The following is a 22,891-nucleotide window of genomic DNA, read 5'->3' as shown; positions in this document are numbered from 1 at the left end:
CCGCGCCCGGCATCCGCCAGGCAAGGGAATAGCCGCCTCAGAGAGGGGCGACGGGCAGCCAGTACTCCATGCGGGCATCCGGCTGGTTGCCGTCAAAATCGGGGGCGTAACGCTCCAGCTCGAAGCCGTCCACCCCGCGATAGCCGGAGCTCGGCAGCCAGTGCAGGATAAACCAGTTGAGGGTCTGCCCCAGCTGACTGACCGGGCCCACGTGGCTCAGCACCGCGTAGGTCTGGGCCGGCACCCGGAGGCGCGCCAGACCGGCGGGCAGGCTGGTCCCCTCCTCCATCACGCTGCCCGCCCAGTAGGGGAGCGACTCGCCGGCGCCAGAAACATCCACCACCCCCACCCGCTCCTGCCCGGGTGGCAAACCACCCGCCGCGCGCAGGGCGCGCCAGATAGCGGGCACCGTCTGCTGAAAGTCGGGGGCAGCGGCAAACAGCCCGTGGATCAGCCCCTTCACCCCGTGCAGGATAAAGCCCGGTTGACTCTCGATCCGCACCTGTACCAGCCTGGCAGGCATGGGCTGCGGCAGGGTAGCCCGCACCAGAGGGGTACGCAGCCCCAGCCGCAGGCCCCGCTTGCGATAGGCCAGCGGCGAGCAACCGAACTGCTGCTTGAAGGCGCGGCTGAAGCTCACCTCGGAGCCAAAACCGTAACAGAGCGCCAGATCCAGCACCCGCTGGCGACCAGAAAGCAGCGCCTCTGCCGCCTGGCTCAGCTTGAGCTCGCGCACATAGTGGGCCACCGTCAGCCCCGTCTCATGGAGGAACACCCGCTGCAGCTGCCAGCGCGACCAGCAGCTCTGCTCCGCCAGTTCGGCCAACGCCAGCGGCTGATCCAGGTTGGCGTGGATGTAGTCGAGCACCCGCTCGATGCGGGTCAGCTGGCTGTGCGGCCGGGGTTCGGCCTCTGGGGCGGAAGAGAAGCTGGTCATGGCGAGATCGGATCTGGGCTGTCGGCAAGGCGCTGCGCGCAAGGGCCCCATTAAACATGGCCGCCACCTTGGCGGCAAGGGCTGGCGATATGGTCACGTCCGCCCTCTTGCCAGGTGGCTCGAGTGCTGGTCCGTCAAGCCAGCTTGGCAGGCTGTCACAAAAGTGACGCGTTTCCCTGTCAGATTGTTTGAAAACAAATATATCAATTACCCCAAAAAGCCCATAAAGTCCTCGTTCGAATCTTTTATGCAGGGAGAGCCTAGATGAAGAAAGTTGCCTTGATCACCGGAGCCCGTGGCGGCATCGGATCCGCCATCACCACCGCCTTGCTGGCCCAGGGGTATCGCATCATCGCCACCCACTCCAGCGTCAACGGGGCGGCGGCGCACGACTGGTATGCAGAGCAGGGCTTTCGGCCGGATCAGGTGCGGCTGCTGGCGCTGGACGTGGCCGACACCGCCATGTGCCGCGAGGCCCTGGGCCGCCTGCTGCAGGATGAAGGGCGGGTGGACGTGCTGGTCAACAATGCCGGCATCACCCGGGACGGGGCCTTCAAGCGGATGACCCCGGAGCAGTGGTTCGAGGTGATCCACACCAACCTGTGCAGCCTCTACAACGTCACCCAGCCGCTGTTCGACGCCATGTGCGAGCAGCGCGATGCCCGCATCATCAACATCTCCTCGGTCAATGGCCAGAAGGGTCAGTTCGGCCAGGTCAACTACTCGGCGGCCAAGGCGGGCATGCTGGGCTTCACCAAGGCGCTGGCGGCGGAAGGGGCCCGCTTCGGGGTGACGGTCAACGCCATCGCCCCCGGCTACACCGCCACCCCCATGGTGGAGGCGATCCGCACCGACATCCTCGACAGCATCAAGGCCGACATCCCCATGCGCCGGCTGGCCAAGCCGGAAGAGATCGCCGCCGCCGTGGTGTTTCTTGCCAGCGAGGCGGGTGCCTATATCACCGGCGAGACCCTGGCCATCAACGGCGGCCTCTACATGAAGTGAGGCCTGGCCTTGTCTCATCGATATAGCGCATCGACAGAGGGCAGCCCGCGGGCTGCCCTCTTTTTTGATCCGGCCAACCGGAACGGCCTTCTTCCTTGCCCGGACTACGGACGTGTCGCCGTGGCCCCCACCGGCTCGGCGAAGTGGCTGCGCAGGGCGGCGATCACCCGGCGCACCTTCTCCGGGATCTCCCGCTGCGGGGTGATGGCGTGGATCTCCATGGGCGGCACCCGAAAGCCCGGCAGCAATTCCAGCAGGCGACCCGAGGCGAGATCTTCGGCGATCTCCCCCTCCGGCTGCAGCGACACCCCCTGCCCCGCCAAGGTGAACTGGCGCAGCGGCAGCACGTTGTTGCACACCACCCGCGGCTTGGGCTTGACCCTGTGCCCCTGCCCCTTTTCATCGAAGAAGGTCAGGCCGCCGTTCAGCATGTCGGCGGCCAGCCAGTCGTGTTCCAGCAGCGCCTCCGGGCTGCGCGGAGTCCCCTTGCGCGCCAGATAGGCGGGCGAGGCGCACAGCAACATCCGGGTCTGACCCAGCTTGCGCGCCACCAGGGTGGAGTCTTCGAGCGTGCCGACCCGCAGCGCCACGTCGATACGCTCCTTGATAAGATCCCGTTTCTCGTCGTCGGCAATGATCTGGATGCACAGGCCGGGGTGGGCCTGCAGCAACGGCGACAGTGCCCGCGCCAGCGGCTGGCCGGCCATCCCCACCGGGGCGGTGATCCGCACCTCCCCCAGCAGGCTGTCGCGCACCTCCGAGAGGCGCAGCTCGGTCTGGTTGAGGGTCTGCTGCAGAGACTGGCACCCCTGCCACACCACCTCCCCCGCCTCGGTCAGGTTGAGGCGGCGGGTGGAGCGGTGCAGCAGGGTGAGGCCGAGCAGGCTCTCCAGCTGGCTGATATGCTGACTGACGGCGGAGGGTGTCATGCCGAGGGCCTTGGCGGCGCCGGTCATGCTGCCCGCCTCGACCACGGCGGCGAAGATGGCGTAACGCTTGAGCTGTTCCATTATTAAATCCAGCTTATAAGTGAATGCAATTTACAACGGATTATTAAATCACATTCGGGGGCGTAGGATAGCCCCATTCCAACAGTGAAGGAGAATCTCCCATGAAAATTGCCCTGATCGGTGCCAGCGGTTTTGTCGGTACAGCCATCCTCAATGAAGCCGTCAGCCGCGGCCATCACGTCACCGCCATCGTGCGTGACGTGAGCAAGGTAGCCGCTCACCCGCAGGTCACCGCCGTGGCGGTGGATGCCCAGGACAGCCAGGCGCTGGCCAAGGTGCTCAAGGGGCACGATCGGGTGATCAGCGCCTACAACCCGGGCTGGACCGCCCCGGACATCTACGACCAGTACCTCAAGGGGGCCAGCGCCATCGTGGCCGCCGCCGTCGCGGCCAACAGCTGGCTGCTGGTGGTCGGTGGTGCCGGCAGTCTGGAAATTGCCCCGGGCGTGCAACTGGTGGATACCCCGGAATTCCCGGCCGAGTGGAAACAGGGGGCCTTGGCCGCCCGCGACGGCCTCACCGCCCTGCGCCGTGAAACCACCCTCGACTGGCGTTTCGTCTCCCCGCCCGTGTTCCTGGAACCCGGCGAGAAGCGCGGCGGCTACCGGCTCGGTGCCGATCAGGTGCTGTTCAGCGGTGAACAACCGGCCGGGATCACGGTCGGCGATCTGGCCGACGGCGTGCTCAACGAAGCGGAAAAACCGGCCCACCTGCGCCAGCGCTTTACCCTGGGTTACTGAGCCTGAGCCAGGCACCACACAGGGCCGCGACACCCGTCACACAAAGGGAGGCACCAGCCTCCCTTTTTGCATCTCTGCATTTTGCGCATCTCTGCGTCGCCAGCGATGCTCGCCTCTCTATTTGCCCAACTTGCTCAAGTCGCGCTCACATTGCACACAAGCCGGTGCATGCCGGGTCAGGCCAACATGGGTGCCAAGTGCGCCGGTATATTGCCATTATCGCCGCTCAATCCGCAGCCACCCGGATGGGTGGCGAATTCTATTTCGATTTTTGTATATAACTAAGAATAATTTGTTGTTTCCGTCTTATAACTCCGAACAGTAGCATCTCCCTCAATCCAAATGGCGCCATCCCTGGCAACAGGGACGCGGCCGGTTTATCGGTCAGGGCGTCGTCGTTTTCATGTCAGGTGTGCGGGTAACATCCCGCCCCTGGTCAGTGAGGAGGTGCACATGGAACATTCACCACTGCCGATCATCGATCTCGCCGCCCTCGACGGCGCCCCCGAGACCCGTCGCCAGATGCTGGCCACCCTTGGCCGGGCGGCCCGTAAGGTGGGTTTTTTCTATCTGGTCGGCCATGGTCTGAGCGAGCAAGAACAGCAGGAAACCCTGGCGCTGGCGGCCCGCTTCTTCGCCCTGCCGCAGCAGGAGAAGCTGGCGGTGCAGATGGTGCACTCCCCCCACTTTCGCGGCTACAACCAGGTGGGGGCCGAGCTCACCCGGGCGCGGCCGGATCTGCGCGAGCAGTTCGATATCATGAACGAGGCGCAGGCCCTGCCTTCGACGCAGATCCATGAACCCTGGCAGCGGCTGATCGGCCCCAACCAGTGGCCTGCCGCCCTGCCCGACATGCAGGCGCAGCTGCTGGCGTGGCAGGAGAAGTTGAGCGCCATCAGCCTCACCCTGCTGGCCGCCTTCGCCGAGGTGCTGGAACAACCGGCCGGGGTGTTTGACGAGAGCATTCGCGGCGCACCCTATCAGCACATGAAGCTCATTCACTACCCGGGGCAAGCCGAGGGTGGCAGCGGTCAGGGGGTGGGTGCCCACAAGGATCCCGGCTACCTGACTCTGGTGATGCAGGATCATCACTCCGGGCTCGAGGTGGAGACAGCGAATGGCTGGATCTCGGCGCCGCCCCTGCCGGGCGCCCTGGTGGTCAACATCGGCGAGCTGCTGGAGCTCGCCTCCAACGGCTACCTCAAGGCCACCCTGCACCGGGTGCAGAGCCCGCCGCCCGGCGTCTCGCGCCTCTCCTGCGCCTTCTTCATGGCGGCCAGGCTGGATGCCACCGTGCCGCTGCTCAGCCTCTCCCCCGCGCTGGCAGCCCAGGCGCTGGGGCCCGAGAGCGACCCGACCAACCCGCTCTTTTATCAGGTGGGGGAGAACGTACTCAAAGGGAGGCTGCGCTCCCACCCGGATGTGGCGGTCCGCCACTATGGCGTCGGCCCAGCCAATCCGCAGATGACAAACGGACAAACTACAAAGCGCGAACGGCGCGAGCCACAACTCGCCTGACGCTGCCATACCTAATAGACGGGGGCGCCGCGGCGCCCCCTTCAAACGACACAAGCAGTTGGGCCACAGCCTGGCAATGACGGAGCAATACAATGAAATTCAAGACCATGAGCGTGCACAGCGGCCAGCGGATCGATCCCCAGACCGGCGCCCTCACCACCCCGCTCTACCAGAGCAGCACCTTCAGCTACTTCAACGCCCAGGCGGGCAAGGAGCGCTTCGCAGGTCAAGCCCCCGGCTTCATCTACAGCCGCTTTGGCAACCCCACCACCGCCGAGCTGGAGCAGAAGCTGGCGGCGCTGGAAGGTGCCGACGAAGCGCTGGTGGTGGCGAGCGGCATGGCGGCGGTGAGCGCCATCATGTATGCCCTGGCCGACAGCGGCGATGAAGTGGCCTATATCGGCCCGCTCTACGGCGGCACCGATGCGTTTCTCAAGCAGACCTTCAGCCGCGCCGGCATCAAGGTCACCGCCTACGAGAGCGATCAGGATCTGCTGGCCAACATCCGCCCCGCCACCAAGGTGGTACTGTTCGAAACCCTGACCAACCCCACCCTCAAGGTGGTGGATCCGCGGCTGGTGGTGGAAGCGGCCCGCAAGGTGGGCGCCATTACTGTGTGTGACAACACCTTCCTCACCCCCTATTTGCTGCGCCCGCTGGAGCTTGGCATCGACATCGTCATGCACAGCGGCACCAAATACCTGGGCGGTCACGGCGACATCATCGCCGGGGTGGTGGCGGGCTCTCACGCACTGATGAAGTCGATCCGTACCGTGGCCCTCAAACACATCGGCTCCCCCATAGGCCCTCAGGAGGCCTACCTGCTGCAGCGCGGGGTCAAGACCCTGCCCCTGCGCATGGATGCCCACCTGCACAACGCCCAGCAGGTGGCCGACTTCCTGGCCGCCCATCCGGCGGTGAAGAAGGTGATCTACCCGGGGCTTGCCAACCATCCGGGCCACGATGCCCTCGGCGCCTTCGCCAGCGGTTTTGGCGGCATGGTGAGCATCGAGCTGGAAGGTGGGTTTGCCCGTTGCGCCACCCTGCTCGACAACCTGCAGCTGTTCGTGCAGGCGGTGAGTTTGGGGGATCTCGAGAGCCTCGCCTGCCATCCGGCCAGCACCACTCACGCCGCCATGGACGAGGCGAGCCGCCTCGCCGCCGGGGTCAATGACGATCTCATCCGCTTCAGCATCGGGGTGGAGGACGCCGACGATCTGATCGCCGATCTGGCCGCCGCCCTGGCCCTGATCTGACTGTCAGCCGCTTTTGAACGCAAAAAAACAGCCCGCCCCCTGCCAGGGGGCGGGCTGTTTTGCTTGCGGCCGTCGCCCAATAGGGGCAACCCGCTAGGGTGTGACGGAGAGGCGCTGCACCGGCCAGCCCAACGCGGCCAGCTCGGGAGCCAGCGTCTTGGCATCCCCCACAACCAGGATCACCATGTCGTCGGGATCGAGCCAGCGGCGGGCCAGCTCGCGCAGGGTAAAGGGGGAAAGCTGGCTCACCTGCTTCACCTGCTGCTCCACATAATCCTGCGGCCACCCTTTGAGCAGGATGGGTTGCATGTAGGCCACCTCCTGCGGCAGCGTCTCGTAGTCGAGCGCCTGGCCATTAAGCACCCGATCCCGCAGGGTACGCACCTCCAGCCTGGTCGGCCCCAGCCGCTGATACTTGTCGAGCTCCTGCAGGATCTGCCGCAGCGCCGCCCCGGTCACTACGCTGCGTACGCTGCTTTGCAGCAGGAAATAACCCGCATCGACGTTGCCCTCGAAGGTGGCGCCGATAAAGTAGGTGTAACCCAGCTCCTCACGCAGCCGGATGTTCAACCGCTCGGCGAGGGAGACATTCATCAGCCGGGTCAGGTACTGCTCGCCGAAGGCATCCTCTGCCATGGCGCGCCGCCCCACCCGGATCTGGCTGAGCGCAGCCCCGGGATTGTCCAGCAGATAGATGGCCCGTTTGGCCTGCTGCCCACGCCACTCCAGAGAGCGCAGGGCCGCCGGCTGACCCGCTGGCTCGACCAGAAAGCCGAGGGCTTTCATCACCCGCTCCTGGGCCAGATCCCCGCTCACCACCACTTGGGCTTCCCCGCTGCGATGGACCGACTGATAAAAATGGCGCACATCGTCCAGGGTCAGCGCCCGCAGGCTGGCCACGGGATCCAGCGGCTTGCTCCCCTTGAGCAGGGCACCGAACTGCCAGTCCGCCTGCCACTGGGGATCGCGAGCCAGCTGTTGCAGCCACTGGCTGTAGTCAAACTGGCTGCGCTCGAAATCGGCGTTGCGCATGGCGGGCTGCAGCACCAATTCCCGTACCAGCGCCAGCACCTCCTCGAAATGGGAGGTGAGCCCCTGGACCTCGATGGAGCTGCGCTCCTCACCATGTTCGAATCTGATGCTGGCTCCCAGCTGGCGCGCCCGCTCCTCGATGCTCGCCTCCTGCAGCTGTTCGCTGCCAAGGGAGAGCATGGCGTCAGTCAGGGTGGCGACCCCGCCCTTGCCCTGCGGCTCGGCCCGCTCACCGCCCGGCCAGTTGATGCTCATGGCAAAGGCCGGCACTTCATCGCTGTAGTGGCCGAGCAGAGAGACCCGCTCACCCAGCTTGGCATGCCACAGGGTCGGCATGGGCACCGGCAAGGCACCACCACTGGCCGGCTCCTGGCGTCGATCCAGGGTTTCCTTGATCTGCCTGGGAGCCAGCGTCTGCAGCGGCCGGGCCAGCGGCAAGGGGGGCGGCTCGACGAAGTTGGGGTTGCCCGCCTGCCACTCGGGATGCTCGGCCGGCACCACGCTCAGCACCACCCTGGGCTTGTTCAACACATAGCGCGTCAATGCCCGCTGCAGATCGGCCGGCGTCACCCGGGCAAGGCGCTTGAGGTTGCGGTACTGGAAGTTGGGATCCTGAAACAGGGTATAACCTGTGCCCAGCTGCTCCACCTTGCCGGCCACGCTGTCCAGCGGCCAAATCCGTTTGGCGCGCAGGGCATTGACCGAGTGGGCCAGCTGCTCGCGGGTGACCCCGTCGCTGGCGAGCTGGCCGATGACCCGATCGATCTCCGCCTTGATGGGGCCAAGCTCGGCCCCTTTGGCCAGATTGGGAATGGCATGGATCATCAACTTGCATGCCAGCACATTGCATTCATGGCTGGCAAAGACGGAGACCAGCCTGCCGCTTTGCTGCAGCTCTCGCTGCAGAAGGCCGCTGGCCGAGCCCCCCAGCTGATCCGCCAGCAGATCGAGAGCCTCGACCCCGGGATCACTGGCAGAGACGGTCGGATAGGCCAGCACCAGCAGGGGTTCGGCCACCCGATCGGTCAGGGTGCGATAGCGGCTCTTCTTCAGCGTCACCGGACGCACCAGCGGCCGAGTCTGGGCCGGTGTGGCGGGCAAGGCCCCGAAATAGCGCTCGACCCAGGCCAGAGTCTGGGCCGGTTGAATGTCACCGCCGATCACCAAGGTGGCGTTGTTGGGCCCATACCAGCGCAGGAAGAATTGGCGCACATCCTCCAGGGTGAGGCGATCCAGATCCGCAGCCCGGCCAAACGGCGTGTTGAAGTAGGGATGATTGGGCGGGTAAAGCGTGCGATTCAGCGCCTCATAGAAGCGCCCATAGGGTTGATCTTCGACCAGGTTGGCGCGCTCGTTCTTGATGATGTCGCGCTGCACGTCCAGCTTCTGCTGATAGAGGGTATCGAGCAGAAACCCCATGCGATCCGCCTCCAGCCAGAGCACCTTCTCCAGCTGATTGGCCGGCAGCGTCTGGAAATAGCGGGTCTGATCCTCCTGGGTCCAGCCGTTCACATCCTTTGATCCCATCTGTTGCAGCAGGCGGTTATGGCCCTCCTCCCCCACGTGAGCCGAGCCCTGAAACATCATGTGCTCGAACAGGTGGGCCAGCCCGGATTGGCCCGGAGCCTCTTCTTCCAGCCCCACCCGGTAGTGGACCGCCACGTGCACCAGGGGATCGGAGTGATCCTGGGTCAGGATCACCGTCAGGCCATTGTCGAGCCGATATTGCTGATAGGGCACGATCAGTGGATCGGCCACTCTTTTCTGCTCCTTGACCAGCACCGGGCCGGCCAAGGCCAAGACACTGAAGAAATAGAGCAAACTCCACACGACTCTCATGTAATTTCCCAATTCTCGAACCTGAACATTATTATGGGTCACCGTTGCTGCCCTTCATTGGTCTCGCAGCAAGGAGAAAACGGTGACGGCACGCCATGGGCATAACGCGCACTATTGAGCATATAAATATTATTTTCGCCCCCCACGGGGTTGCCGCGAGCCGGCCGCCACGCCGCGTCGGATCACCTGCTGCCACGGCCTCGTGGTATCGGCCTGGCCAGGCGGTCAGTGTAATCAATCAGGCTCGCACTGGATATCTTGAATGGATATTCATTTGTAACAAGGCATATATCCCGCCCATCCCGCGAGCCCACCGCCCCCTATTTTGTGGTACAGATGGAATAGAACGAGTCAGCTACCAGGGCGGCGGCGGGAATATATTTCCGACACTGATTGATCAGTCAGGAAATAATCGATGCGTCACAGTTAATATCTATTTAGTTAATAACAGTGCCACTGCATGGCAAAACCAAGACCCCATGCCTTGCAGCGTCAATGGCGTCGAGCCTGCCCTGTTCCTGCCAAAAAAACAGGGGGCCTGAGCCCCCTGTCGTCGTTCCCGATTGCCATCAACCGCGGTCCAGCAGGATGTTGAGCATGCGGCGCAGCGGCTCGGCGGCGCCCCACAGCAGCTGATCGCCCACGGTAAAGGCGGCCAGGTACTCCGGACCCATGTTGAGCTTGCGCAGACGACCGACCGGGATGCTGAGGGTGCCGGTGACGGCGGCCGGGGTCAGCTCGCGGGCGGTGATGTCGCGATCGTTGGGGATCACTTTCACCCAGTCGTTGTGGGCGGCCAGCAGGGCTTCGATCTCGGCCAGCGGCACATCCTTTTTCAGCTTGATGGTGAAAGCCTGGCTGTGGCAGCGCAGGGCGCCGATGCGCACGCACAGGCCATCCACCGGAATGGCGGCGTTTTCGATACCCAGGATCTTGTTGGTCTCGGCCTGGCCCTTCCACTCTTCGCGGCTCTGGCCGTTGTCGAGCTTGGTGTCGATCCAGGGGATGAGGCCACCGGCCAGCGGTACGCCGAAGTTGTCCACCGGCAGGGTGCCGGAGCGGGTCTTCTCGGTGATCTTGCGCTCGATGTCGAGGATGGCGGAGGCGGGATCCGCCAGCTCCACCGCCACTTCATCACGCAGCAGCCCCATCTGGGTGACCAGCTCACGCATGTGGCGCGCACCGCCGCCGGAGGCAGCCTGATAGGTGGCCACGCTCACCCACTCCACCAGATCGGCCTTGAACAGGCCACCCAGGGCCAGCAGCATCAGGCTGACGGTGCAGTTGCCGCCGACGAAGGTCTTGATGCCGTCGTTCAGGGCATGTTCGATGACGTCGCCGTTGACCGGATCCAGGATGATGACCGCGTCCTTCTCCATGCGCAGGGAGGAGGCGGCATCAATCCAGTAACCCTGCCAGCCGGCGGCTTTCAGGCGCGGATAGACATCCTTGGTGTAGTCGCCGCCCTGGGCGGTGATGATGACGTCCTGTGCGGCCAGCGCCGTGATGTCGAAGGCATCCTGCAGGGTGCCGGCATCGACGCCGAAATTGGGGGCGGCCTCACCGGCCTGGGAGGTGGTGAAGAAGGTGGGCTGAATGCGGGCAAAATCCTTCTCTTCCTGCATCCGGCTCATCAACACCGAACCCACCATGCCACGCCAACCGACCAAACCTACTTTTTTCATAATGTCCTACCCTGGATAGCTGCTTATAGAAACCGAGTGTGATAACCGTGATCCCTTGTCCGGCGCGGGCCGTTTACAAGCGGTTCACAAAATATGGGTTGCGAAAAATGCGTCTGTCCACATTACGGATTGTGACGGCGGGCGCAAGTCGAATTGCGCAATATTCTGTGCCGTTCGCTGCAATATCCGTCAGCCTGGCCGACCTGCGGGCAGCCGGTTGGCATCCCGCCACGAGTTGGGGCATCATTGAGACCGACCGGCAGCCCCGCTGCCCCTCGGGGACGACCCCGAGGCCTCCTGATACGCAGGGACGACCCTGCTTCCTGCGGAATCTGCCTTATGTCCTGGTTGCTCCTGCTGCTGGCCGGCCTGTTCGAGGTCGCCTGGGCCATCGGCCTCAAATACACCGACGGTTTCAGCCGTCCCCTGCCCACCCTGCTGACTCTCTCTGCCATGGGGGTGAGCGTGCTGCTGCTCGCCATGGCGGTCAAACAGCTGCCCCTTGGCACCGCCTACGCGGTCTGGACCGGCATCGGCGCGGTCGGCACCGTGCTGATGGGGATCTGGCTGTTCAACGAACCGGCCACCCTCGCCCGGGTGCTCTGCCTGCTGCTGATCATCGGCGGGATCCTGGGTCTGAAATTCATCGGCTGAGTCGTGACCCAGGGCGGTTGAAAGGAGAGCAAAACGGGGCATGAGCCCCGTTTTTTGCCTGCCAAACGCGCCGACCCCTGCTATTATCTGCGGCCAAACATGAGCCAATAAAAATCAGGATATCGTGATGACCGACCACACTTTTATTCCCGGCAAGGACGCGGCGCTGGAAGACTCCATCGAACGCTTCCAGACCAAGCTGCAAGCCCTGGGGTTTGATATCGAAGAGGCCTCCTGGCTCAACCCCGTGCCCAACGTCTGGTCCGTGCACATCCGGGACAAGGAGTGCTCCCTTTGTTTCACCAACGGCAAGGGTGCCAGCAAGAAGGCGGCGCTCGCCTCCGCCCTTGGCGAATATTTCGAGCGTCTCTCCACCAACTACTTCTTCGCCGACTTCTATCTGGGCGAGCAGGTTGCCAATGGCGACTTCGTTCACTACCCGAACGAGAAGTGGTTCCCCATCGAGGGGGATCAGCTGCCGGCCGGTCTGCTCGACAGCTTCACCCGCAAGTTCTACAACCCGGACGGTGAAGTGACCGCCGACATGCTGGTGGACCTGCAATCCGGCAACGAGGTGCGCGGCATCGTCGCCCTGCCCTTCGAGCGCCAGTCCGATCACCAGACCGTCTACATCCCGATGAACATCATCGGCAACCTCTACGTCTCCAACGGCATGAGCGCCGGCAACACCAAGACCGAGGCCCGCACCCAGGGCTTGTCCGAGGTGTTCGAGCGCCACGTCAAAAACAAGATCATCGCAGAAGCGCTGAGCCTGCCGGAGATCCCGGCCGAGGTCATTGCCCGTTACCCCGGCATCAAGGCCTCCATCGATGCGCTGGAAGCCGAAGGCTTCCCCATCTACAGCTTCGATGCGTCGCTCGGCGGTCGCTACCCGGTCATCTGCGTGGTGCTGCTCAACCCGAGCAACGGTACCTGCTTTGCCTCCTTCGGCGCCCACCCGCGCTTCGAAGTGGCGTTCGAGCGTACCGTCACCGAGCTGCTGCAAGGCCGCAGCCTCAAGGATCTGGATGTGTTCGTACCGCCCTCGTTTGACAACGAGCAGGTAGCGGATCACCACAACCTGGAGACCCACTTCATCGACTCATCAGGCCTCATCAGCTGGGACCTGTTCAAGCAGGATGCGGACTTCGAGTTTGCCGACTGGGACTTCCGCGGCACCTCCCAGGAGGAGTTCGACCACCTGATCGGCATCTTCCACGAGCTGGAGCAGCCGGTCTACATCGCCGACTACGAGCACCTGGGCGTCTACGCCTGCCGCATCCTGGTGCCCGGCATGTCCGACATCTATCCGGCCGAAGATCTGCTGCTGGCCAACAACACCATGGGTGCCCACCTGCGCGAGACCATACTGGCACTGCCGGCGCTGGAGTGGGACGCGGAGCAGTACATGGCGCTGTTTGACCAGCTGGATGAAGAGGGTCACGACGAGCGCACCCGGGTACGCGAGCTGCTCGGCATCGCCGCCGCCAAGGGCTCCGCCCTGCACACCCTGCGGGTGGGCGAGCTCAAAGCCATGCTGGCACTGGCCGCCGGCGAACTCGACACGGCGCTCGATCTCATCGACTGGACCATGGAGTTCAACCAGTCGGTGTTCCCGGCCGATCGCGCCAACTTCTATCGCGCCCTGCGCGCCTGCGTCGAGCTGTTCCTGGACGAGGATCGTGACCCCGAGCAGTACCGCGCCGTGTTTGCCCGCATGTATGGCGAAGAGACGCTGACGCAGGCTTGGGCCCACGCCAGCGGTGAAGCGCGCTTCCACGGACTGGCTGCCGCCGATCTCTCCCTCAGCCAGTTCCCGCTGCATCAGAAGCTGCTGGCTGCCTACGAGAAGCTGCAGAAGGCCAAACGAGCCCATTCATGGGGTTGATGTGGTAACATTCCGAAGGGGCCCTGATGGCCCCTTCTCTTTTATGGTCAGCCAAGTGGCCATTTGTTATTCAAAGATGAAATAAAAAACAAAAAATACCTCTTAGGGGGTTGCCAACAAGGAGTAGCGAGTGCTGGGGAGATGCAAAGATGCCTTGCCGGTACACTTTTTCAGGGATGAAAAATAAATTGTTTAAAATCATAACATTAAAAAAACCACGTTTCTGTTTCAGCTGAAACCTGGTGTAAAGAATCGCTGCCGGGGGACTCAAATATTTGTAGTAAAATTACATTCACAATCTGCAATTCTTGATCGGAGTCAATTTTGACGATCTGGCCCTTTGTTATGATTTCCACAGGCAAAACATCAGGTACATGAGAATTGAAAGCAGAATCTCCCTTTGATTGTCTCAAGCCAGAAGCCATCGCTGCACTGGCAGAAGATATAACCTATGCCAAGGCCACCAAGCCCGCATACAAGGTCATCCCCCTGGCCATCACAGCTGGCGCCTTCATCGCCATCGCTTTCGTCTTCTACATCACAGTCACCACCGGTGCCGGCAATGTGGCCTGGGGCCTCAGCAAGCTGGTCGGCGGTCTCTGTTTCGCTCTTGGCCTGATCCTCTGCGTGCTGCTCGGCGCCGAGCTGTTCACCTCCACCACACTCACCCTGGTGGCCAAGGCAGCCAACCGCATCACCTGGGCCCAGCTGTTCAAGAACTGGGGACTGGTCTACTTCGGCAACCTCATCGGCGGTCTCATCATCGTCGGGCTCATCATCATGTCGGCCGAATACATGGCGGCAGATGGTCAGTGGGGCCTCAACGCCCTCAAGGTGGCCCAGCACAAGATCCACCACACCTTCTTCGAAGCCGTGGCGCTTGGCATCCTCTGCAACCTCATGGTGTGTCTCGCCGTGTGGATGGCGTTCGGCGCCCGCAGTGCCACCGACAAGGTGATGGTCATGCTGCTCCCCGTCGCCATGTTCGTGGCCTCCGGTTTTGAGCACAGCATCGCAAACATGTTTATGATCCCGGTCGGCATCGCCATTCACAGCGTCGCAGGCCCGGAATTCTGGCAGGCCATCGGCCAGGACCCGGCGACCTTTGCCGACCTGACCGTATCCAACTTCGTCCTGCACAACCTCATTCCTGTCACCATAGGTAATATCATTGGTGGTGGCGTCATGGTTGGGCTGACTTACTGGTTTATCTTCCGTCGCCATCATTAAGGATGGCGGCAGACACATAAATACCTTGAGAGGTAATGAAAATGGCAGAACTTAACGAACAGTTCCAAAAAGCATGGGAAGGCTTCGCGGCCGGTGAATGGCAGACCTCTGTCAACACCCGTGACTTCATCCAGAAGAACTACACCCCGTATGAAGGTGACGAGTCCTTCCTGGCTGGCGCGACCGAAGCTACCACCAAGCTGTGGGACAAGGTCATGGAAGGCATCAAGATCGAGAACCGCACTCACGCGCCGGTCGATTTTGATACCGACCTGCCCTCCACCATTACCGCTCACGATGCCGGCTATATCGATCAGAGCCTGGAGCAAATCGTTGGTCTGCAGACCGACAAGCCGCTCAAGCGCGCCATCATCGCCAACGGCGGTATCAAGATGGTCAAGACTTCTTGCGAAGTGTACGGTCGTCAGCTTGACCCCATGGTCGAGAAGATCTTCACCGAGTACCGCAAGACTCACAACCAGGGCGTGTTCGACGTCTACACCAAAGACATCCTGAACTGCCGCAAGTCCGGCGTCATCACCGGTCTGCCGGATGCCTACGGTCGTGGCCGTATCATCGGTGACTACCGTCGTGTCGCCCTGTACGGTATCGACTTCCTGATGGCCGACAAACTGGCCCAGTTCAAGTCCCTGCAGGCTGACCTGGAAAACGGTGTCAACCTGGAAGCCACCATCCGTCTGCGCGAAGAGATCTCCGAGCAGCATCGTGCCCTGGCCCAGATGAAGGTGATGGCTGCCAAATATGGTTGCGACATCTCCGTTCCGGCCAAGACCGCCAAAGAAGCCGTACAGTGGACCTACTTCGCCTACCTGGCGGCGGTCAAGTCCCAGAACGGCGCGGCCATGTCCTTCGGTCGTACCTCCAGCTTCCTGGACATCTACATCGAGCGTGACCTGCAAAAAGGCCTGATCACCGAGCAAGAAGCCCAGGAGCTGATGGACCACATGGTCATGAAGCTGCGTATGGTTCGCTTCCTGCGTACCCCGGAATACGATTCACTGTTCTCCGGCGACCCGATGTGGGCGACCGAGACCCTGGCTGGTATGGGCGTTGACGGCCGTACCCTGGTCACCAAGAACAGCTTCCGTATGCTGAACACCCTGTACACCATGGGCCCGTCCCCTGAGCCGAACCTGACCATCCTGTGGTCCGAGAAGCTGCCGGTCGGTTTCAAGAAGTACTGCGCCAAGGTATCCATCGAGACCTCTTCCGTTCAGTACGAGAACGACGACCTGATGCGTCCGGACTTCAACAACGATGACTACGCCAACGCTTGCTGTGTGTCCCCGATGATCGTCGGCAAACAGATGCAGTTCTTCGGTGCTCGTGCCAACCTGGCCAAGACCATGCTGTACGCCATCAACGGCGGTATGGACGAGAAGATGAAGCTGCAGGTGGGTCCGAAGACCGACATGATCACCTCCGAGTACCTCGAGTACAACGACGTGATGGATCGTCTGGATCACTTCATGGACTGGCTGGCCAAGCAATACGTTGCCGCGCTGAACATCATCCACTACATGCACGACAAGTACAGCTACGAAGCCTCTCTGATGGCGCTGCACGACCGTGACGTCTATCGCACCATGGCTTGCGGCATCGCCGGTCTGTCCGTGGCGGCTGACTCCCTGTCTGCCATCAAGTACGCTAAGGTCAAGCCGGTTCGTGACGAAGATGGCGTGGCCATCGACTTCGAAATCGAAGGCGAGTACCCGCAGTTCGGTAACAACGACGCTCGCGTCGATGACATCGCCTGTGACCTGGTCGAGCGCTTCATGAAGAAGATTCAGAAGCTGAACACCTACCGTGGTGCCGTGGCTACCCAGTCCGTGCTGACCATCACCTCCAACGTGGTGTACGGCAAGAAGACCGGTAACACCCCGGATGGTCGTCGCGCCGGTGCACCGTTCGGCCCGGGTGCCAACCCGATGCACGGTCGTGACCAGAAGGGTGCCGTTGCTTCCCTGACTTCCGTTGCCAAGCTGCCGTTCGCTTACGCCAAAGATGGTATCTCCTATACCTTCTCCATCGTGCCGAACGCGCTGGGTAAAGACATGGAAGCCCAGAAAGCCAACCTGGCCGGTCTTATGGATGGTTACTTCCACCACGAGTCCAACCTGGAAGGCGGTCAGCACCTGAACGTCAACGTGATGAACCGTGAAATGCTGCTGGACGCCATGGAAAACCCGGAAAAATATCCGCAGTTGACCATCCGCGTATCCGGTTATGCCGTTCGCTTCAACTCTTTGACCAAAGAGCAACAGCAAGACGTCATCACCCGTACCTTCACCGCCTCTCTGTAATAGAGTCTCGGTGAACAAAAACCGGCGCCCAGGCGCCGGTTTTTTTATGCCTGATAGTCAGGGAACATAGGCCTGAAAATCTGCAGGCAAGGCCGGCACTCCCCTTCTCTCCCCCCGCCTTGTTCAGGGCCGCTCGCTGGCCGCCAGTCGGCGGTTGATATCGGCGATGACAGGGGCGATGTTCGCCAGGGTATCAATCACATAGTGTGCCCCCGCCGCCCGCAGTTTGGCCTCGGCCGGTGCGCGCCGGGCGGCGATCTCGGCTTCGCTCATGGCGACGAACTCCTCCCAAGTGGCGCCGAACTCGTTGCCGGAGACCGACAATCCCACCGTCCACATGCCGGCGTTCACCCCCTCGCTGATGCCCGGCACGGCATCATCCACCTTGATACAGCGATGCACCGCGCTTACTCCGAACTCAATCACGTTGGCCAGCGCCATCCAGGGGCCGGGACGGCCACCCGCCTTGAGATCATCGGTGGCGACCCAGTGATCCGGGCGATAGCCGTGCTCGGCCGCCGCCGGCACCAGCGCTTCCATTACCGGACGGGGGTAACCGGAGCAGGAGCCGATGCGCAACCCCTGCTCCCGCAAGGCATCCAGCACCGGCAGCACACCCGGGATCGGGGCGGCGAAGCGGGTCACCGCGGCAATCTGCAGCGGCATAAAGGTGTGATAGAGGTGGTCCACCTCGGCGTGGCTCATGGGGTGGCCGAAGCGGGCCTGCCAGCGTTCATCCACCGAGGGCAGACGGCCAAGCGCCGCGATATGATCCCACTTGCCCAGCCCCATGGGCTGGCGCGCCTCATCCAGGGTCACGGCAAAGTCATAGGCACGGGCGAAGGCCTCGACGAAGATCGAGGTGGGGGCGAAGGAGCCGAAATCGACCACGGTGCCGGCCCAGTCGAGGATCAGCGCCTCTATGTCTGTGGTCGGGTCGATGGCAATCTGCAAGTCAGTCATGGTGATGTTCCTGTTTCGGTGAAAGTGCGATCTCGCCCAAGGCGCGATCGAGAATGGCGATGGCGCGCACCAGATCGGCGCGAGCGATATTGAGCGGCGGCGAGAGCTGGATAACATTGCCCTGAGAGACCTTGAAGCTGAGGCCAAGCTCCAGGCAGCGGTAGAGCAGCCGCTCGGCGGCCTGGCTATTGCGCTTTCGACTCTGGTGATCGACCACCAGATCCAGCGCCCAGAGCAAACCAATACCACGTACCTGCCCGATCAGCGGGTGACGCTCGGCAAGCGACGCGAGCTCTACCGCCATAAAACGGCCATCCTCCCGCACCTTGGCCAGCAACCCCTCTTCACGGATGGTACTGATGGTGGCGAGGGCCGCCGCGCAGCCGATGGGGCTCTTCTCGTGGGTGTAGTGACCGAGCGAAATAGCTGCAGCCTGATTGAAACGGTCGCGGGTGATGAGCGCGGCAAATGGCACCACCCCGCCCCCCAACCCTTTGCCCAGGCAGATGATGTCGGGCTCGATGCCGAATTCTTCGAAGCTGAACCAGTGGCCGGTGCGACCCAGAGCATTGGGGATCTCGTCGACGATCAGCAGCACCTGGTGGCGATCGCAGATCTCCCGCACCCGCTGCCAGTAGGCCTTCGAGGGCACCTGCACATCGGTGTTGCGGATAGGTTCGGCGATAAAGGCGCCGATCCCACCCTCCTTCTCGATGACGTACTCCAGATAATCGGCGTAGTGCAGATCATCCCCCTCCCCGCGATACCAGACGCCGCGATAACGGGTGGGGGGCGGGATGCGCTCCACTCCGGCCATCAATGGGCCCATACCGGCGCGAAAACAGGCCTCGCCACCGACCGAGATGGCATCGAGGGAGGCGCCGTGAAAGGCATCCCACAGGGACACCACCTTGCTGTTGCCGGTGATAAAGCGGGCGAGCTTCAGGCCAATGCCCACCACCTCGCTGCCGCCGGGGGCGAACAGCACCCGGTTGAGATCGCCGGGGGCCAGTTCGGCCAAAGTGCGGGCGCAGTCGATGGCAACCCGGTGGGTGTAGCGGCGGGGCGCAAACGGCAGATCGGCGAGTTGCTGCTGCACCGCGGCCACCACCCTGGGGTGACCGTGGCCCAGCTGATGGACGCTGTTGCCGTGAAAATCGAGGTAACGCGCGCCCGATACGCTGGTCAACCAGCTCCCCTGCGCCCCCTCAATCAGATCCAGACAGGGGGTGGAGAGCGCCTGATGGAGGAAGTAGCGGCTATCTTCCGCCAATCCCGCCTGCACCGCCTCGCTCTGGTCGGCCCACCAGCGCGCCCGCCCCTCGCCGAGGTTGATATCCCCTTCGCTATCGGCGCGGCCGCTGCCGTGCAGCTTATGGTCATGCAGATCGCGACCGTGAAGCGCTTGGCTCGTCATCGTGCTTCCCCTTGCCAATAGCAGGCGCTGGCCATGGCGGCGAGCAAGGAGCGCACCCGCGCCGGGGTCACATCACCGATATTGCCAATCCGGAAGCAGTCGGCTTGCGAGACCTTGCCCGGATAGATGACAAAGCCCTGCCCCTTGAGCCGCTGGTAGAAGTCGGCGAAGCGGTAGTCAGGGTGGGCCGGCGAGTAGAAGGCGGTGATGATGGGGGATTGCCACTCCTCTGGCAGCAACGGCGCAAAGCCGAGCTCGGCCATCCCAGCTACCAGGGTGCGCTGGTTTTCGCTATAGCGCTGATGGCGGGCGGCGATGCCCCCCTCCTCGTCCAGCTCGCGCAGGGCCTGGGCAAAGGCGAGCACGGTATGGGTGGGCGAGGTAAAGCGCCACTTGCCCCCCTGCTGCTCCATGGTCTGCCACTGGGCATGCAGGTCGAGGGAGACCGAGCGGGCACGACCGGCGCAGGCCGTGAGCGCGGCGCGGCGAGCAATGACGAAGCCAAAGCCCGGCACCCCCTGAATGCACTTGTTGGCAGAGCTGATGAGAAACTCGATGCCAAGGCGCCCCATGTCGATGGGGATGCCGCCAAAGCTGCTCATGGCATCGACGATCAGGCGAATGCCGCGGCGCTGGCAGAGTTCAGCCACCTCCTCAAGCGGGTTGAGCATGCCGGTGGTGGTCTCGCAGTGCACCATGGCCAAGTGGGTGATCTCGGGGTGGCGCGCCAGCATCGCCTCGATGGCGGCGGGTTCGGGGCGGCTTGTCTCGCCGCAGTCGAGCTCATGGTGGCGCAGGCCAAGGCAGCGGGCCATCTCACCCATGCGGGCACCATAGGCGCCGTTGTTGATGATCAGCAGACACTCATCGACGCCTATCGCCGAGCCCAGCACGCTCTCCACCACATAGCTGCCGCTCCCCTGCAGCAGCACGGCGCTGTAGTCGCTTTCATATTCAGGGCCAGTTGCAAGCCGCACCAGCTCGCGGCGGATGGGCTCCACCACGCCCTGGTTGTAGTCCGCATCCCAGGTGCAGCTGTCTTGCAGCATGGCTGCGCGCACCGTGGCGGTGGTCGAGAGGGGGCCCGGGGTCAGCAGCAGGTAATCGACGGCGGCAGGGGCCGCAGGAATATGGGTCATGACTTCGCTCCTTTTGGTATATACCAGAATGAGCGCATTGTGGGTAACTGCCCCGCCAAGGTCAAAGGGGTGGCACTACGTGCAACAAAAAATTCATTTTCAGCGCCGGGATCGCGATAATCTAGGAAGCCTGAACAACAGGGGCAACACTGGTCTTTACCAATGCACGTTGATGCCTACGCTTAGCGACCGGGCAGATGACCTGCCCTGTGCCCAGTCCATTGCCCAGTCCATTGCCCAACTCATTGCACAACCAGGGATTTTCATGAGCAAACCCCAATACCTGCAGATCAAGGATGCCCTCGCCAACCAGATCCTGGCGGGGGGCCTGGTCCCCAACGACAAGCTCCCCTCCGAGCGGCTGCTGGGGGAACTCTACGCCACCACAAGGGTCACCATCCGCGAGGCGCTGGTGCAGCTGGAGGCCAATGGCCTTATCTATCGGGAGGATCGCCGCGGCTGGTTCGTCACCCCGCCCCGTTTCAGCCTCAACCCCAGACGCACCTCCAACTTTCACCAGATTGTGCGGGAGCAAGGGGGTGAGCCGCGCACCGAGCTGCTGGAGAAAAGCCGCCAGGCGGTGCCGCCGGCGCTGATGGCACGGTTGCAGCTCAAGCCGTTCGACAGCCTGTTTCTGCTAAAACGGCTGCGCTATGCCAACGGGCGCGCCATCTGCTATTGCGAGAACCACTGCCTGCCAGAGCGGGTACCAGGCCTGCTGGAGCTGGATCTCAACGGCAGCCTGACCGAGATCTATCAGGCCCATTACGATCTTCACTACGCCCGCATGCAGGTGCGCTTCTTCCCCACCGCCCTGCCGGACGAGGTGGCCAAGGCGCTGGGGGCCACCGCCGGTCTGCCCGCCCTGCGCCTCGAGCGACTCAACTTCGATCAGCACGGCCGGGTGCTCGACTTCGATCTGGAGTACTGGCGCCACGACAGTCTGGAGATAGAGGTGGATACCCAGGATTGATTGCCGCGACTTGTGCGCGGCAAAACGTCACGGGGCCGTCACCCGAACGTCATAAAGATCCCCTAGCCTCTCTCTCGACCAATCTGGTTTATACCAAGCCAATTCATATGGAGAAGAGGATGAAACAGGGAACCCATTTGCTGGCCGCCGCCGTGCTGGCCGCCATGACAGCGCCGGCACTGGCCGCGACCGATCTCACCGTCTACACCGCCTTCGAACCGGAGCAGCTCGGCGAGCTGAAAACCGCGTTCGAGCGCCAGCATCCGGACATCAACATCAAGTGGGTGCGCGACTCCACCGGCGTGGTCACCGCCCGCCTGCTGGCAGAAAAATCCCAGCCCAAGGCGGATGTGGTGTGGGGACTGGCGGCTACCAGCCTGATGCAGCTCGATCAGCAGCAGATGCTGAGTGCCTATGCACCGAAAGGGCTGGATAAACTCGACAGCCGCTTTCGCGACAGCAAGGCCGAGCCGCACTGGATCGGTCTGGACGCCTTCTTCAGCGCCATCTGCTTCAACAAGGTAGAGGCCGAGAGACAGGGGATCCCGGCCCCCACCAGCTGGGCTGACCTCACCAAGCCCGTCTACAAGGGCAAGGTGATCATGCCCAACCCCAGCTCCTCCGGCACCGGCTACCTGAGCGTCGCTGGCTGGCTGCAGACCATGGGTGAGCAGCAGGGCTGGCAATTTATGAACGGCCTGCACCAGAACATCGACCGCTACACCCACTCGGGCTCAGCCCCCTGCAAGCTGGCCGCCAGCGGCGAGACGGTGATCGGCATCTCCTTCGACTTCCCGGCTACCAGCCTCAAGGCCAAGGGGGCCCCCATCGAGGTGGTGTTCCCGAAAGAGGGTTCGGGCTGGGACATGGAAGCTGCCGCCATCATCAAGGGCACCCCCAAACTGGAAGCCGCCAAACAGCTGCTCGACTTTGCCGCCACCGAACAGGCCAACGCCCTCTACAACAAGTCGTTCGCAGTGGTTGCCATCCCGAAGGTAGCCAAGCCCAGAGCCGGCTATCCCGCCAACATCAAGGGCCAGATGATCGATAACGACTTTGGCTGGGCAGCCCGCGAGCGCAACACCATCCTCGCCCAGTGGAGCGCCAGCTTCGACGGCAAGACCGAAGCCAAGCAGTAATCCCTCTTGGAGCAGGTTTGTGCGATGGCAGCAAATCGCCGCCGACAGATCCATTGCCGAAGGCCAACCCAGGTTGGCCTTCGTTTTTTGGCATCGCCCCCGTGTTTGTGTCGCCCTCAATGGGTGGCGCCCCCATCCACAC

At 62.7% G+C, this 22,891-nt stretch carries 17 protein-coding genes; 10 read left to right on the top strand and 7 right to left on the bottom strand.

Going from position 1 to position 22,891, the window contains the following annotated elements:
- Window positions 1-37: 37 nt before the first annotated feature.
- Window positions 38-1,015 (bottom strand): AraC family transcriptional regulator, encoded by a 978-nt coding sequence (locus AB5Y81_RS20340; RefSeq protein ID WP_279484428.1) that lies wholly within the window; start codon window positions 1,013-1,015, stop codon window positions 38-40.
- A gap of 186 nt (window positions 1,016-1,201) precedes the next feature.
- Between AB5Y81_RS20340 and AB5Y81_RS20335 the strand changes: the two genes are divergently transcribed.
- The gene (locus AB5Y81_RS20335; protein WP_201971100.1) at window positions 1,202-1,942 is read left to right on the top strand and encodes an SDR family oxidoreductase; all 741 of its coding nucleotides are present in this window, start codon (window positions 1,202-1,204) and stop codon (window positions 1,940-1,942) included.
- A gap of 104 nt (window positions 1,943-2,046) precedes the next feature.
- Here the strand turns inward: AB5Y81_RS20335 and AB5Y81_RS20330 are convergent, their stop codons facing one another.
- Window positions 2,047-2,952 (bottom strand): LysR family transcriptional regulator, encoded by a 906-nt coding sequence (locus AB5Y81_RS20330; protein WP_279484429.1) that lies wholly within the window; start codon window positions 2,950-2,952, stop codon window positions 2,047-2,049.
- Window positions 2,953-3,053: 101 nt separating this feature from the next.
- Here AB5Y81_RS20330 and AB5Y81_RS20325 point away from each other — a divergent pair, with 101 nt between their 5' ends.
- The 3 genes from AB5Y81_RS20325 to AB5Y81_RS20315 all read left to right on the top strand — a co-directional run bounded on the left by AB5Y81_RS20325 (window position 3,054) and on the right by AB5Y81_RS20315 (window position 6,466).
- A complete protein-coding gene (locus AB5Y81_RS20325) occupies window positions 3,054-3,692 on the top strand; it encodes an NAD(P)-dependent oxidoreductase (protein ID WP_019838689.1) in 639 nt (212 codons plus the stop codon).
- 453 nt (window positions 3,693-4,145) lie between these two features.
- A complete protein-coding gene (locus AB5Y81_RS20320) occupies window positions 4,146-5,210 on the top strand; it encodes an isopenicillin N synthase family dioxygenase (RefSeq protein WP_368146791.1) in 1,065 nt (354 codons plus the stop codon).
- A 92-nt stretch (window positions 5,211-5,302) separates the two neighbouring features.
- On the top strand, window positions 5,303-6,466 hold the full coding sequence (locus AB5Y81_RS20315; protein WP_279484431.1) for a PLP-dependent aspartate aminotransferase family protein: 1,164 nt from the start codon (window positions 5,303-5,305) through the stop codon (window positions 6,464-6,466).
- 93 nt (window positions 6,467-6,559) lie between these two features.
- Here the strand turns inward: AB5Y81_RS20315 and AB5Y81_RS20310 are convergent, their stop codons facing one another.
- Both AB5Y81_RS20310 and asd read right to left on the bottom strand, forming a co-directional pair.
- Window positions 6,560-9,337, bottom strand: coding sequence for a pitrilysin family protein (locus AB5Y81_RS20310; RefSeq protein ID WP_279484432.1), 2,778 nt, complete (start codon window positions 9,335-9,337; stop codon window positions 6,560-6,562).
- Window positions 9,338-9,906: 569 nt separating this feature from the next.
- Entirely contained in the window at window positions 9,907-11,022 is a 1,116-nt protein-coding gene (gene asd, locus AB5Y81_RS20305; protein ID WP_279484433.1) for an aspartate-semialdehyde dehydrogenase, read from the bottom strand.
- Between the two features lie 339 nt (window positions 11,023-11,361).
- Between asd and sugE the strand changes: the two genes are divergently transcribed.
- The 4 genes from sugE to pflB all read left to right on the top strand — a co-directional run bounded on the left by sugE (window position 11,362) and on the right by pflB (window position 17,118).
- On the top strand, window positions 11,362-11,676 hold the full coding sequence (gene sugE, locus AB5Y81_RS20300; protein WP_017765470.1) for a quaternary ammonium compound efflux SMR transporter SugE: 315 nt from the start codon (window positions 11,362-11,364) through the stop codon (window positions 11,674-11,676).
- Between the two features lie 127 nt (window positions 11,677-11,803).
- A complete protein-coding gene (gene ycaO, locus AB5Y81_RS20295) occupies window positions 11,804-13,564 on the top strand; it encodes a 30S ribosomal protein S12 methylthiotransferase accessory factor YcaO (protein WP_279484434.1) in 1,761 nt (586 codons plus the stop codon).
- Window positions 13,565-13,945: 381 nt separating this feature from the next.
- The gene (gene focA / locus AB5Y81_RS20290) at window positions 13,946-14,794 is read left to right on the top strand and encodes a formate transporter FocA (RefSeq protein ID WP_005300246.1); all 849 of its coding nucleotides are present in this window, start codon (window positions 13,946-13,948) and stop codon (window positions 14,792-14,794) included.
- A gap of 41 nt (window positions 14,795-14,835) precedes the next feature.
- Window positions 14,836-17,118: a formate C-acetyltransferase gene (gene pflB, locus AB5Y81_RS20285; protein ID WP_368146789.1), complete on the top strand. Its 2,283-nt coding sequence runs from the start codon at window positions 14,836-14,838 to the stop codon at window positions 17,116-17,118.
- 123 nt (window positions 17,119-17,241) lie between these two features.
- Here pflB and phnX read toward each other — a convergent pair whose 3' ends face one another.
- Genes phnX through phnW form a run of 3 tightly spaced genes read right to left on the bottom strand, consistent with a single transcriptional unit; the run spans window position 17,242 to window position 20,637 of the window.
- Window positions 17,242-18,081, bottom strand: coding sequence for a phosphonoacetaldehyde hydrolase (phnX, locus tag AB5Y81_RS20280; protein WP_279484435.1), 840 nt, complete (start codon window positions 18,079-18,081; stop codon window positions 17,242-17,244).
- The gene (locus AB5Y81_RS20275; protein WP_368146787.1) at window positions 18,074-19,498 is read right to left on the bottom strand and encodes an aspartate aminotransferase family protein; all 1,425 of its coding nucleotides are present in this window, start codon (window positions 19,496-19,498) and stop codon (window positions 18,074-18,076) included. The genes phnX and AB5Y81_RS20275 overlap by 8 nt, the downstream gene beginning before the upstream one ends.
- The gene (gene phnW, locus AB5Y81_RS20270; RefSeq protein WP_279484436.1) at window positions 19,495-20,637 is read right to left on the bottom strand and encodes a 2-aminoethylphosphonate--pyruvate transaminase; all 1,143 of its coding nucleotides are present in this window, start codon (window positions 20,635-20,637) and stop codon (window positions 19,495-19,497) included. Before phnW ends, AB5Y81_RS20275 begins: the two co-directional genes overlap by 4 nt.
- Before the next feature lie 265 nt (window positions 20,638-20,902).
- Between phnW and phnR the strand changes: the two genes are divergently transcribed.
- Together phnR and AB5Y81_RS20260 are read left to right on the top strand one after the other, a co-directional pair.
- On the top strand, window positions 20,903-21,610 hold the full coding sequence (gene phnR / locus AB5Y81_RS20265) for a phosphonate utilization transcriptional regulator PhnR (RefSeq protein WP_279484437.1): 708 nt from the start codon (window positions 20,903-20,905) through the stop codon (window positions 21,608-21,610).
- A 119-nt stretch (window positions 21,611-21,729) separates the two neighbouring features.
- Complete coding sequence (locus AB5Y81_RS20260; RefSeq protein WP_279484438.1) at window positions 21,730-22,749, top strand: putative 2-aminoethylphosphonate ABC transporter substrate-binding protein; 1,020 nt, start codon at window positions 21,730-21,732, stop codon at window positions 22,747-22,749.
- Window positions 22,750-22,891: the final 142 nt, after the last annotated feature.

The organism is Aeromonas sp. s2 (assembly GCF_040907935.1).
Classification (GTDB): Bacteria; Pseudomonadota; Gammaproteobacteria; order Enterobacterales; family Aeromonadaceae; genus Aeromonas; species Aeromonas dhakensis.
Note: the sequence above shows the minus strand (reverse complement) of the source record. Positions and strands in the feature narration are given on the sequence as shown.